This window comes from Pseudomonas sp. P1_A1 (assembly GCF_056406935.1).
On record NZ_JBFTZE010000005.1, the window covers coordinates 243,493 to 255,930 of the forward strand.

At 58.2% G+C, this 12,438-nt stretch carries 12 protein-coding genes; 2 read left to right on the forward strand and 10 right to left on the reverse strand.

All coding sequences use genetic code 11. The features are described from left to right. Nucleotide 1 precedes the first annotated feature (1 nt). Nucleotides 2-1,867, forward strand: a complete 1,866-nt coding sequence (locus AC1D2Q_RS10080; protein WP_477813095.1) for an O-antigen ligase family protein — start codon at nt 2-4, stop codon at nt 1,865-1,867. After that, entirely contained in the window at nt 1,867-2,070 is a 204-nt protein-coding gene (locus tag AC1D2Q_RS10085; protein WP_477813096.1) for a hypothetical protein, read from the forward strand. The genes AC1D2Q_RS10080 and AC1D2Q_RS10085 overlap by 1 nt, the downstream gene beginning before the upstream one ends. A 4-nt stretch (nt 2,071-2,074) precedes the next feature. On the opposite strand, the gene AC1D2Q_RS10090 is transcribed toward AC1D2Q_RS10085, so the two are convergent. The 10 genes from AC1D2Q_RS10090 to AC1D2Q_RS10135 all read right to left on the reverse strand — a co-directional run bounded on the left by AC1D2Q_RS10090 (nt 2,075) and on the right by AC1D2Q_RS10135 (nt 12,388). Next, a complete protein-coding gene (locus AC1D2Q_RS10090) occupies nt 2,075-2,698 on the reverse strand; it encodes a CatB-related O-acetyltransferase (protein ID WP_477813097.1) in 624 nt (207 codons plus the stop codon). 3 nt (nt 2,699-2,701) lie between these two features. After that, nucleotides 2,702-3,586, reverse strand: a complete 885-nt coding sequence (locus AC1D2Q_RS10095) for a glycosyltransferase (protein ID WP_477813098.1) — start codon at nt 3,584-3,586, stop codon at nt 2,702-2,704. After that, nucleotides 3,583-4,737 (reverse strand): glycosyltransferase family 4 protein, encoded by a 1,155-nt coding sequence (locus AC1D2Q_RS10100; protein WP_477813099.1) that lies wholly within the window; start codon nt 4,735-4,737, stop codon nt 3,583-3,585. Before AC1D2Q_RS10100 ends, AC1D2Q_RS10095 begins: the two co-directional genes overlap by 4 nt. Further along, entirely contained in the window at nt 4,734-5,618 is an 885-nt protein-coding gene (locus AC1D2Q_RS10105) for a DUF6625 family protein (RefSeq protein ID WP_477813100.1), read from the reverse strand. Before AC1D2Q_RS10105 ends, AC1D2Q_RS10100 begins: the two co-directional genes overlap by 4 nt. A 52-nt stretch (nt 5,619-5,670) precedes the next feature. After that, nucleotides 5,671-7,104 carry a PIG-L deacetylase family protein gene (locus tag AC1D2Q_RS10110; protein WP_477813101.1) on the reverse strand — a complete coding sequence of 478 codons (1,434 nt, stop codon included), beginning with the start codon at nt 7,102-7,104 and terminating at the stop codon, nt 5,671-5,673. A gap of 8 nt (nt 7,105-7,112) precedes the next feature. Further along, entirely contained in the window at nt 7,113-8,009 is an 897-nt protein-coding gene (locus tag AC1D2Q_RS10115) for an antimicrobial resistance protein Mig-14 (RefSeq protein WP_477813102.1), read from the reverse strand. Next, the gene (locus tag AC1D2Q_RS10120; RefSeq protein WP_477813103.1) at nt 8,009-9,139 is read right to left on the reverse strand and encodes a glycosyltransferase; all 1,131 of its coding nucleotides are present in this window, start codon (nt 9,137-9,139) and stop codon (nt 8,009-8,011) included. Before AC1D2Q_RS10120 ends, AC1D2Q_RS10115 begins: the two co-directional genes overlap by 1 nt. After that, the gene (locus AC1D2Q_RS10125) at nt 9,123-10,880 is read right to left on the reverse strand and encodes a carbamoyltransferase family protein (RefSeq protein WP_105340523.1); all 1,758 of its coding nucleotides are present in this window, start codon (nt 10,878-10,880) and stop codon (nt 9,123-9,125) included. Before AC1D2Q_RS10125 ends, AC1D2Q_RS10120 begins: the two co-directional genes overlap by 17 nt. A 227-nt stretch (nt 10,881-11,107) precedes the next feature. Further along, nucleotides 11,108-11,980: a DUF3800 domain-containing protein gene (locus tag AC1D2Q_RS10130; protein ID WP_477813104.1), complete on the reverse strand. Its 873-nt coding sequence runs from the start codon at nt 11,978-11,980 to the stop codon at nt 11,108-11,110. Nucleotides 11,981-12,052: 72 nt separating this feature from the next. Then, nucleotides 12,053-12,388, reverse strand: a complete 336-nt coding sequence (locus AC1D2Q_RS10135) for a YceK/YidQ family lipoprotein (protein ID WP_477813154.1) — start codon at nt 12,386-12,388, stop codon at nt 12,053-12,055. Nucleotides 12,389-12,438: the final 50 nt, after the last annotated feature.

The following is a 12,438-nucleotide window of genomic DNA, read 5'->3' on the forward strand; positions in this document are numbered from 1 at the left end:
CATGCAACTCAGTGGCTTCAACAACACATCCAATCGAGTCTTCGATTTCATTTGCCTCTGGATTCTTCCACTTGGCTACTTCCTGCTGCTGTGCGCAATGTTCTTTCTGCCTGGTCGCAGCCTGCATCACAAGATTTTTTATGGCCTGTTCAGCATTCCATCGCTTATTGTCCTTTGCCTGCGCCCCCGCGAACTCAAAGAGTTGCTGCGCGAACCGATCTTCGTCGCGGCGCTGTTGTTCGCCGCCTGGGCCTTGCTCAGCCTGAGCTGGGGGCCGCCGATGGAGAAAAGCGTCATCGGTCAGTTCAAACCCTCTTTGCACACCCTGCTGTTGTTCGTTGGCTGCCACCTGCTGGTGCGCTACCGAAGCGAGATCATCCAGCCCCTGCTGTTCAGTGCCGCAATGGTCGGGCTGATCGCGTCGGCCTACAACCTGTTCATGTTTACCCGCCTCTACGAGCCGGGCATGCGCCTGATCGGGAGTGGCGCATTCGACAACCCACTGCTCAGCTCCCACGTATTCGGCTTTTTTTGTGCCTACTGGCTGAGCGTGAGCATGAGCTGCAAGCGTCGCCAGATGCTCTGGCTGAGCATCCCGGCGATGACGATCATGTTCGCCGCGGTGATTGCCACTGGCTCCAGAACCCCGCTGGTTGCTTTGACACTGGCTGCGTTATGGCTGAGTTTCATCAGCTGGAACCGTCGCTCTTTCGTATTGCTGGGTGCCCTGTTGATCAGTGGCGCAGCGGTTGCCGTACTGTTTTCGCAGATGATCGTCGAGCGCGGCGACTCCTATCGCTTTGAAATCTGGCAGCTGGCCCTGCAAAAAATTGCCGAGCACCCGTGGATCGGTCATGGCTACAACGCCACCCTGACTCTCGACCCCGGTATCGGCTACACCTTGCAGGAGCCTCATAGTTTCGCCTTGGGGGTGCTCTATTACGTTGGTATTTTCGGCTTGCTGCCGTGGCTGTTTTTCCAGGTCCGGAGCTTGCTGAATAGCTGGCGGTATCGCCTGCAACCGTTGTTCATCATCGCCTCGACCTGGCTGGTATTCGGCATCGGCGCCGGCTTGACCGAAGGCGGTGGCATCATTTCCCGGCCCAAGGAGCACTGGTTTTTGCTGTGGATTCCGCTGGCGCTGATCGCCGCATTAAGCATCAACCAACGGGCCAGGCGCCTATTGGCAATGCCGATCAGAACCTTGACACCCACCGCCCTGCAACAGTTGACCGCCAGTGCCCAGGTGATCGAGGAAGACGGGCTGGGGCCAAAAGTCCTGCGCCTGGTCGATGGCAGCTTCCTCAAGCTGTTCCGCCGCCGCCGCTGGTACACCTCGGGCAGCTTCAACCCCTATTCCGAACGGTTTGCCGCCAACAGCGAGCAATTGCGCAACCTGGGTATCCCGACCCCGCAAATTCTGGACCTGTATCGACTCGAGGACGGTAGCAGTGCCGTACACTATTCGCCGCTGCCGGGCAGCACTTTGCGTCAGGTTCTTCAAGGCATCACCGCGCCCGCGGTGCGTCAGGCGCTGGTTGAGCGTTTCGGCAAGTTCATGGCGCAACTGCATGAACAAGGTGTCTATTTCCGGTCACTGCACCTGGGCAATGTACTGGTACTGGATGACGGTGAGTTCGGCCTGATCGATCTGGCGGACATGCGCATCTATCCGTCATCGCTGAGCCTGTCCCTGCGCAAGCGCAATCTGCGCCATATGCAGCGTTACTCCGTGGATCGACGCTGGCTGTTCGAAGATCACTTTGACGCGCTACTTCAGGGATACGCCGTGATGGCGTCGAAATCTGCAGTGGATAACCTACACAGGCAAGTGCTGACCTGGAGTCATCCCGCCCGGGCTCATTAATGGTTGAAACCAACCCGTTCATTGCGCTGGCGGCCTACCTGCTGGCCATCGTGACTGCGGGCCTGCTGATCATCATCAGCAGCCTGACATTCCTGTACATCGAGAAACCAGGCATCGATGCAGGCAAGAAAACCCTGCAGTGGCTGTGCCAGCACAGGGAAGGTCAGAAAAAACTCCTACAGAAGGTCGCTCCACAACGTTGAGCAATCACCGGGGCTGTCGCTGACGGGCATACGCAAGAAAGCCTTCGATATCATCGCTGCAGAGCTTGTCGGCCAGGCCGTGCAACTCGGCCTCCGGCCAGTCCCACCAGGCACTCTGGAGGAGCAGCAAACGCTGTTCCTCGGGGAAACGCCAACGCAGGAAGCGCGCCGGATTACCACCGACCACCGCGTAGGGCTCGACATCGCGAGTCACCAGTGCACCCGCCGCGACGATTGCGCCATCTCCCACCGTTACTCCCGAGAGTATTGTGCTGTTGGAACACAGCCACACATCGTTGCCGATGTTCACATCACCGTTGGTGCCACTGTAACCGCTGATATGCGAGGCCTGTTCAACCATTGCCGGGAACGGAAACGTGGTGACCCAGTCCGTACGGTGATGCCCACCGAGAAAAATCTGCACGCCTTCAGCGATCGAGCAATACGCGCCAATGCTCAGTGTCGAGCCTTCCTTCCAGTCATAAACGTGCGGCAAGCCGTAACTGCCACGACCGAAAGTGTACTCCGGGTATCTCAGCTTGAAACGCGCCATACCCCGCTCGATCTTCGGCAACTTGCGAATCGCCCGCTTCGCGCGTTTTTCTCGATAGAGTTGTATCCAGCCCATGTCTCAGTCTTTTTCCAAGGGTGAGAAAAACAACCGCCCCAGCCCTCGCCAGGTCTTCTTGTTCCAGGCCTTGAACGGTATCTGCGCCAGCAGCTCCCGCGCCAGCTTGCGGTCGCGATTGGAGGTTTTCAGGAACATCGAGCTGAGGAATTTGTAGCGCACCTCGTCGTACAGCGGATGATCGCTGAACAGCGCGTAGGAGCGCAGGATGTTGTCGATCATGAAGCGGTTATTCTTGTAGGAGTTGGTGGCGTGCTTGCGATAGCGCGCCATCAGCACATTCAGGCCATCAATGAAGTAACCGGCGCGGGTCACCTTCAACTCGATCAGCAAGTCCTCCAGCCGAATGTTCGGATCGAAGCCGCCCACCTTGTCCAGAGCTTCGCGGCGGATCATCAGGGTCGGTGCCGGCGGATAGGGCTTGCGCTCCAGGAACATGTCATCGAAATCCAGACGACGGAACGGCACATCTCGACGCTGACGTTTCTCCGGATAGAGATTGCCGTCGGCGTCGATCAGTTCGATGTTACCGGCGCAGATCCCGACTTCGGGCTTGCCGTCCATATACGCCACCTGGGTGGCGATGCGCTCCGGCAACATGATGTCATCGGACCCGAACGGCACGATCAAACTGCCCTTTGAGCGCGCAATGGCGCCGTTGAGGGTGTTAGTCAGCCCCTGGTTCTGCTGGACCCGGAAATCGAAACCGTGCTGCGCCTGCAAGGCATTGATCCGCTCGACGCTGTCATCGCTGGAGCCATCATCGATGACCAGCAACTCGATATTTTTGTAGGTCTGGTTGAGGACGCTGAGAATGCTTTCCTCGATATAACGACCATGGTTGTACGACGCGACGATGACTGTGACGAGAGGTTGCGCGTCGCTCATGGTTGTTCCTTGCGGGCTTGGCTCAAGCCGGAATCGATCAGGTTCAGGTACTCCTGACGGAACACCTCGATGTCGTGTTGCTCCTGGAGATAACGATAGGCCTGTTCGCCCTTGGTCTTGAGATCGTCATCCGACAGCCCCAGGTAATTGTCCAGCGCAGCGACCAGCGTCGGCACGTCTGCCGGGGTAATCGCAAGACCACCTGCGCCCTGAATCAGCGGCAACATCGCCGGTACATTCGAGGCGATTACCGGCAGATGCCCGCTCATGCCCTCGAGCAATGCCAGCCCCAGGCCTTCAGCCAAGGACGGCATGGTCCAGATGTCGAACGCCCGAACATACTGCAAGGCGTTTTCCTTGAAACCCAGCAAGTGCGCGCGACCGGTCAGCCCCAGGCGCTCGATCTCGGCGGCCAGGCGCGACTCTTCACGCCCCGCACCAATGATTGCCAGCTGGGTGTTCGGGTATTTGTCCTTGAGGGTGGCAAAGGCCTGCAGCAGATAGGTGTGGCCCTTGACCGGCACCAGTCGGCCCAATGCGCCGATCAAGCGCACCGACGGATCGATGCCCAACAACTCGCGGGCACGCTCGCGGCTGTACTGCAAACCTTCAGCCTGCTCGATGTCGATGGCGTTGGTGATCGCGTAGGTATTCTGGTCGGTAAAGCCGCAGTCGCAATCGAGCAGGTACTGTTTGACCGCTGGCGACACGCCGACAAAGCGCCAATGGCGATCGATCAGACGTTGAGTCTGGCGGCGCCGGTAAAACCGGTCGTACTCGCCAAAACCGTGGGAGATGCCGATGCACAGCGGTACTTTCAACCAACGGTTGAGCGCCAGCATCATGTTCACCGGTTTGAAGCGGTTGCAAATCACCACGTCGAATTTTTCTGCGCGGCAGAACTTGTACAGCTGCCACATGGCGCGCAGGCGCATGCCCTTGAGGGACTTGTCGGAAAACTCGAAATACACCGAACGGTCGGCGCGACTCACTGCCTCGCCAGGCCCCGGCTTGCCGCGCAGGAACGCCGCGGTCACTTCATAGCGATCGCTCGGCAGGGCCTTGACGATCTGCTCCGCGAGGTCGGCAAAATCATGGGCTTTGACGTTGTAGTCAGGCTGCAACTGCAGAACCTTTGACCGTTGACTCATAACTCTCCCCGGTGAAAACCAGTCGCATCGATGACCCAGGCCGGCTCGGCGGCGAGGCGCCTGATCTCGGCTGGATCGGGTGGGGGCAACCGTGACCATTCGTTGCGTTTCCAGCAGACGAAGTGGAAATACGGAAACCGGCGGTCGCCATCGCGATCGTTACTCAAACAGCCATTGCGCCAATACCAGTGCTGCGGAAAATCATCCGTGCCGTCGTGCCACTTGATGCAACCGCCCGGGGTACTGAACGCCTCGGTGAATTCGCTGCGGCGACGCCACGGATTGAGCTTGCCCACCAGGGAGAACAGTGGCTCGGGGAAATTCTTGCGCCAGAGGAAGATCCGACTGAATGCGCCTTCATCCAGCGCGTGATGCGCCTGATCGGTAAAGCGTGTTTGCCAGTCCTTGATCTGCATGAACAACTCACGTTTGCGGGCAGTGTTGCGCATCAGACAGAGATGACCTGCCACCCGCCGCTCGTGGGTAGAGAACAGGTCATAACTGGCCAACCGATCAGCGGTGAAATAACTTCGCAGGTCACCAAATACCAGATCAATATCGCCGAACGCCCAGAAATCATAGCCTTGCAGGCGGTCGACATGAATATGCCCCAGAGCCGGCTTGATGTCGCAGAGCTTGTAAGGCGCATCCGGCACAAAGTCGATGTTCAGCCGCCGAGACACCAACGCGCAGTACTCGCTGAAACTCATGGCTTCAACAGTCACGTTGGGCGGCAGGTTCTCGGGAGTGCCGCAATCACTGAACAGCAGCCAGTCGATATCGGCGTTGCGTCGGCAACTCTCGAGGAAAAACGGCATCCAGAACGGCCAATGACCGAAATACGGAATCAGGAACAGGATACGCGGGCATGGATTGATCACAGAAATACTCACTACTGCTTGGATACGCCGCCATGCTAGGGGGCGCGATACTTCATTTCTGCCTCACAGATGTTTCACCATGCTTCAGAACCCAGAACAACTCATGCCGCCTGACCGCCTTGCGAAAGAACTCGTTCTCGCCATAGACGGGTGGCACTCTACTGGCCAGCAGCCACTGTATCAACCGCCGCAAACGTCGCTTGAACGGCATGGGCGGTTGCAGGTCGTGCATCATGCCCAACGCCATCGCTTTATCACGCTGACGCGCCAAAGGCATCGGCAGGCAGCAGGGCTGCATCGGCGTTGCCGAATCGAACGTCGGCGGCAGGGCGATGCCATGACCCGCATCACCCATCGGCCAACGATCATTGTCATGCAGATGGTTGGCATAGCCAAGCACGGTGGTCGGCTGCCACTCCAGCCCGCTCAACGCTTCGAGAACCGCTGCCTGGGCACAGATGTGATCCGGGTGCGGGTCAAGGGTCGGGTGCGGCAATACGATCACTTGCGGACGCGCCCTCAGCAACAGTTCACGCAGATCGGCCAGCAAATTGTTCCAGGTCGGCGCGCCGTCGACATCGCCCGGCAGGGCAAATGGATTCAACTGACGAAACAACCGGGTGTCACTCAAATCCGCTTCGCGCGAACCCACCGGCGTGGCCGGCGCCGCCTGCATCGCCGCCAGTTGCAGGCAAAAATACCCCAACTGCACGCAATGGGCTTCAGGCACCCCGGCCCAACGCGGTACGGCGATGCTATCCCAGGCCCGCAAACGGCCTTTGAGACGAGCCGCCTCGACCGTGCTCAAACCCATCTGTCGATAATGTTCGGCTTCGATTTCACCGGCGGTCAGGGTGACGATCCAGGCTTCGTCGGCCTGGCTGTACAGACCGTAGGCGGCCAACTCTGCGTCGTCGGCATGGGGAGCAATCACCATCACTCGCTGACGGCGGTAGTCCGGCTGCTCAAACACCCAAAGCACTGGCTCACCAAGCAATCGGCAGAAACGCCCGCGCAAACGTAATTCACCCTGTGACAGCACCCGTGACTGACCACTGAGATTGAGATAGCGCAGCCCGTTTACACCGCGTTCGAAAGTTTGCCGGTCGGGATTATCCCCCCCCAGCAACTCGACCATCGGATCGATAAAGCGCCCCAGCCAAGTACTTTTCACCCGCAACGCCAGTATCAGCGTGGCGTCATCGACCAGTATGACGCCCTCATCCAGCCGTAGCCGTTCACCGTCCAGATGAATCTTGGGTTGCGGGGTATACAGCGGGAAGCTGTATTGGTAATCGTCTTGGGGAGAATAAAACAGATGGTCGGCAAACCACGCCTCATGGGCGATCCAGCCCAGCACCGCAAGCACCAGCGGCAGCCACCAGGCCACCAGCACGCCGATCGCGATCAGCAGCATCAACGCAATCAACAGGCCGATGCGTTTGTTGCGCCGATGGCGCTTGAGCAGTTGCTGTTTGCGGCTCATGGGTTGGCTCATACCGTGAAGACCGGCACAGAATTGCACCAACGGTCCTTGTACTCACGGTCGGTTCGACCAAAGGAAAACCGTAGGGGTTTATCCAACGCGCGTGCATGTTCCCAGGCGCTTTGGGTGTTGAGGAAGCTCAGCACGCTACCCGGGCTGAATTCGCGGGTCTCGGGATCGACACCACCGTTGACGTATTCGACACTGATCCACTCCGGCGCCTCGACTCGGTACACCAGTTGAGTCGCAATCGGTGCGTCGTTGAGGAAAATCACCGAGCCAATCAGCAACTCGCGCAACAACTCGATCACCTCGCCCATGCGCTCGGCACCGGTGGCCGGAAAGCCCCAGCGACGCTGGAACAGGTCGCAATAGATCGCCGCCAGTTCACTGCTGGAAAACTCGGTAACCGGCCGCACCACGCCGCCCGCTTCTTCCAGCAGGCGCAACTCGCGGCGCTGGTTGTAGCGAAACTTTTTCGACAGTTCTTCAGGTGTCCGGGCCAGCGCCAGTTGTTCGGCCTGCAGCTTGATACCGGTAAAACGACCTTCGCTCAGCGCCGACAGGTAACGCCCGCGATGGCGCAGCGGTGCCTGGGCATCAGCGGCGGCCGGCAGGATCAGCTCGGCATTGCCGAGGTCGAACAGGCCCTTTTTACCCGTGCGCTTGAGCACGTCCTTGGACAGCGCCAGGTCGCGTCCCCAGGTCGGGATGGCGGCTTTCACTTCGCCGTCCTGCTCCCAAGCCAGGTAACGCACCGGGATGTCGGCCAACTGTGCCAGACGTTCGACCACCAGAGGATGCGTCGCGACGCTGCCGCCAAAACGCTGCCAGGCTTGCGCATAAGTCGAGGCGTCGACCTGCGCCCAGCCACGCTCGCGCCAGCCTTGAAATCGGTTGAGCATCAGCCCCTCGGTGCCAGTTCGGTAACGTGCGGCAAATGCCAGAAAGCTTCGCGCACCGCGCGATCGGAGAAGCGCTCGCGCAAGCGGTCGAACATCAGCTCGGCACACTGACGACGTTGCTGCTCGTCCATTGCGGCCAGATGCTGCAGCCCTTGCGCCAGGTGCCCGGCATCTCCCTGCGGAAACAGAATGCCCACGCCTTCGACCACTTCCCTGGCACCCCCGCACGCGCTGGCGAGCAATGGCACACCGGCGGCCATGGCCTCCAGCAACACCATGCCGAACGGCTCGTTATCAGAACTCAGGGCAAACACATCGAAAGCGCGGAAGTAACGTCGCGCCTCGGGCACCTGGCCGAGGAACAGCACGCGATCGCCAATACCCAGTTCACGCGCCAGGGCCTTGAGGTCCTGTTCCAGGCGACCACTGCCCAGGATCACCAACTGACTGTTGGCCGGCAACCCCGGCAATGCCTGGGCAAAACCATGCAGCAGCGTGGTCTGATCCTTGTCCGGATGCAGGCGCCCGACGTTGCCGACAATCCAGGCATCCATCGACAGACCGAGGGATTCCCGAGCTTCGCGGACTGATACCTGACTGGTCTGCAACGCAGATACGTCAATACGGTTATAGAGTGTCTGAATCCGCCCGACTGGCCATTTCGGCAAGCAACGACGCATGTCGTCACGCACCGCATCGGAGACCCCGAGCAGGCTCAGGCGCTTGCGGAATATGTGCGCGAACAGTTTGCGGGTGCCGCGCTGGTAATCGCCAAATGCGTGATGCACGCCAATGACCGGCAACGAAGTGCCGAGCAAGGCGATGTAGATCGGTTTGAAACGGTGAGCAATGCAGAAACTGAAATTGCGCGAGGCGGCGATCTTGCGCAGATCGCCGATGGCGCCCAGCTTCAGGCCACGAATGGCCTTGGAGCTGTATTCCATGAACAGCACTTCATCGGAAGCGCAGCTCGCGGCGACTTCGGCATCGGCAGCCCCGGTCAGAAACACCGTGGTCACTCGATAACCGGTCCCCGCGAACAGGCTGGCGTACTGCCGCGCGCAGTCCAGAAACGGCCCGTCATAGCCGTGACAGAACTGCAGCACATGGCGTTCAGCCGAGCGTGTCATAAGCGTCCGCACCTTCTTTGACCACCAGAATGTCTTCCATGATCAGGTACTGCAGGTCGGAGCCGAAGAACATATTCAAGGCGTCGGTCGGCGAGCAGATCATCGGCTCGCCACGACGGTTGAGCGAGGTGTTTAGCGACACGCCGTTTCCGGTCAGCACTTCCAGCGCCTTCATCATGTCGTAGTAACGCGGGTTGTATTCGCGCTTGAGCACCTGGGCCCGGGACGTGCCGTCTTCATGGACGACTTCCGGCACGCGGGTTTTCCACTCTTCAGCCACTTCGAAGGTGAATGTCATGAACGGTGCCGGGTGATCGATCTTGATCATTTGCGGCGCAACGGTGTCGAGCATCGACGGGCAGAAAGGCCTCCAGCGCTCGCGGAACTTGATCTGATGGTTGATACGGTCCGCCACGCCGGCCACGCTCGGGCAGCCAATGATCGAACGACCGCCCAAGGCACGCGGACCGAACTCCATGCGGCCCTGGAACCAGGCCACCGGGTTGCCATCGACCATGATTTTGGCGATCTGCTCCGGCATATTGTCGAGCTTGCGCCACTTTGGCTTGTCGGCGTGACGGGCGCAGGCCGCGATAACGTCTTCGTTGCTGTAGGACGGGCCGAGGTAGACGTGTTCCATCTTCTCGACCGGTACACCACGGGCATGAGACACATAAGCCGCTGCACCCACCGCGGTACCGGCATCGCCGGACGCAGGCTGGACGAACAGTTCTTTGATGTCATCGCGGGCGATGATTTTCTGGTTCAGCTTGACGTTCAACGCACAGCCACCGGCGAAGGCCAGCTTGCCGGTTTCCTTGAGCACATCGCCCAGGTAATGGTCGATCATCTGCAACGCCAGTTTCTCGAACAGCGCTTGCATGCTGGCGGCGTAGTGAATGTACGGCTCGTCGGCGATGTCGCCTTCACGTTTTGGACCCAGCCACTCGATCAGCTTCGGCGAGAAGTAGAAACCCTTGCCCTTCTCTTTATAACGACGCAGGCCGATGACGTTGGCGTAGTCGGTATTGATCACCAGTTCGCCGTTTTCGAACGAGGCCAAACGGGAAAAATCGTATTTGCTGGCGTCGCCGTACGGCGCCATGCCCATGACCTTGAACTCACCGTCGAGCATTTCGAAGCCGAGGAACTCGGTGATCGCGCCGTACAGGCCGCCGAGGGAGTCCGGATCGAAGAATTCCTTGATCTTGTGGATCTTGCCGTTTTCGCCATAACCGAAGAAAGTCGTGGCGTATTCGCCCTTGCCGTCGATCCCCAGGATCGCGGTTTTCTCTTTGAAACCGGAGCAGTGGTAGGCGCTGGAGGCGTGGGCCAAGTGGTGCTCGACCGGCTCGATCTTGATCTTTTTCGGATCGAAACCCAATTGCTCGAGGCACCAGACAATCTTGTTGCGATAGCGCTTGTAGCGACGGTTACCCATCAGGATCGCGTCGAGGGCGCGGTCCGGGGCGTACCAGTAGCGCTTGGCGTAGTGCCAGCGAGCCTTGCCGAACAGGCTGATTGGCGCGAATGGAATCGCCACCACGTCAACGTCGGATGGCTTGATACCCGCCTGCTCGAGGCAGAATTTCGCCGATTCGTAAGGCATGCGGTTCTTTGCATGTTTATCACGCACGAAACGCTCTTCTTCAGCCGCCGCGACCAGCTTGCCGTCGATGTACAAGGCTGCGGAAGGATCATGGCTAAGGGCGCCGGACAGGCCAAGAATCGTCAATGCCACAGGGGTCTAGCCTCTTTAGTCTGCATGCAGGCGCAACGCGCCTCAAAAGTTAATGTGCCCTCGCAAAGGGCGAGAGACAGCTAAAGGGCGGGATTATAGCTTAAAAGCGCCGGCAAGCCTCTAGCAGGAAGTGGCAAGCTGGCGCGTTGACAGATGAAGGACCTCGACATAGACTCCTGCGCAAATGGACTGGGGGATCCCGGTCGGCGTTGTGGCCTCGGTGAGTTTCACCGGGGCTTTTCGCTTTCTGAGAGAGGGAAAATCTTTAAACCCCAGTTCTCGAACCCCTCCCCCACATTGTTACGCCCACCACTGCAGTAGAACTTGCGCTTGAGCACGTCAAAGGCACGATTTTCTTGCCCTGAGCGCAAAACGCTCATTCCAATGGGTCTTGCAACAAGATCCGCTAGCTGTAACCCCGTAGAATTCACTTGCTTGGTTGCAAAGACGATATCGAATGGCAACTGAATGCCCAATCGGTTCGCGCCATCGCACATGCGACGAAACTCCAGTTCAAGCTCGTTATCCTCCCGCTTCCCTCGACGCTCGAAAATCACATGAGTTAAAACGCTCTGTTGATTCTTTTCCTGTAAATACTCATAAAGAGTTTCCAGACAGAAGCCGAGCGCGACGTGATAAGGATTGTGGACAGGACCTTGTTTTTCGCGAAGGGCGGCTTTGTCGATAACACAGCTGATCAGGACGAAATTGCTGGCTTCAATGATGCCCGTCAACTCATCGAGAAAGGCATGTTTGTGTTGCCTCGACGTGAATAGACTAGAGAACGCTCCTTTTTCTTTTCGAATTTCCAATTCATGCAGACCGATCAGGTCGTGCCCCATATGATTGAATTTAAACTTCTGAAGGGCAGGAATAACCTTCTCGCAATAATGTCTTTTATGAAACACACAAAATGCCAGCACAAACATTGGATAGTTTGGATCTAATGTTTGCATCCCATGATCGCCACTCTCATCCACATAGATTATGAAATCGCTGTACCTCCCGAACGGAGGTAAAAGCTTTTTCGCCTCGACATTAGTTGAGGTTGCGTTTTCAAAAAGAAAAAACTGTTGAGAGGGCAAGATCGGGGCCGACACGAGCTATTTACCCTTTTGTTTTTCGAACCAGGTGCATTAGGTGTAGCACTGACACGCCGGTATATAAAAGAATTACCCCCGGCCCGGCCGCCAGTAAATCCTTATATTTCCGTCGGCAGCCTGCCGGTAAATCGTATAGGGCAAGAAAACCGTGTCGAATACACCCGAAAGGGTCAAATCCAGCAATACGAACGGCACCAGAATACCCGTGGGATCGGGTGGCGCATGGAGGAGACAAAAGTCGTGAGCCAGACCGCTGTAGATGCGAGGAACGGACTGACAGTAGGTCTTTTGCTTTCTGAGGCCACGGGCCGCCTCTTCGTCATCCTGCAGCACCGTGACAGCGGTCCCGCAGCCAGACAGCGCCAGTGAAAAAGAGCTCAACATCACAGCCATTTTTATCGTCAAAATCTGCCCTCCGAGAACGTCAGGCAAACTAGCATCGTGGCTATTCAGGG

Coding starts and splice junctions, on each gene's coding strand:
- AC1D2Q_RS10115 (WP_477813102.1), bottom strand. CDS start 8,009: ATGCTCAACCGATTTCAAGGCTGGCGCGAGCGTGGCTGGGCGCAGGTC.
- AC1D2Q_RS10085 (WP_477813096.1), top strand. CDS start 1,867: ATGGTTGAAACCAACCCGTTCATTGCGCTGGCGGCCTACCTGCTGGCC.
- AC1D2Q_RS10100 (WP_477813099.1), bottom strand. CDS start 4,737: ATGAGTCAACGGTCAAAGGTTCTGCAGTTGCAGCCTGACTACAACGTC.
- AC1D2Q_RS10090 (WP_477813097.1), bottom strand. CDS start 2,698: ATGGGCTGGATACAACTCTATCGAGAAAAACGCGCGAAGCGGGCGATT.
- AC1D2Q_RS10110 (WP_477813101.1), bottom strand. CDS start 7,104: ATGAGCCGCAAACAGCAACTGCTCAAGCGCCATCGGCGCAACAAACGC.
- AC1D2Q_RS10120 (WP_477813103.1), bottom strand. CDS start 9,139: ATGACACGCTCGGCTGAACGCCATGTGCTGCAGTTCTGTCACGGCTAT.
- AC1D2Q_RS10080 (WP_477813095.1), top strand. CDS start 2: ATGCAACTCAGTGGCTTCAACAACACATCCAATCGAGTCTTCGATTTC.
- AC1D2Q_RS10095 (WP_477813098.1), bottom strand. CDS start 3,586: ATGAGCGACGCGCAACCTCTCGTCACAGTCATCGTCGCGTCGTACAAC.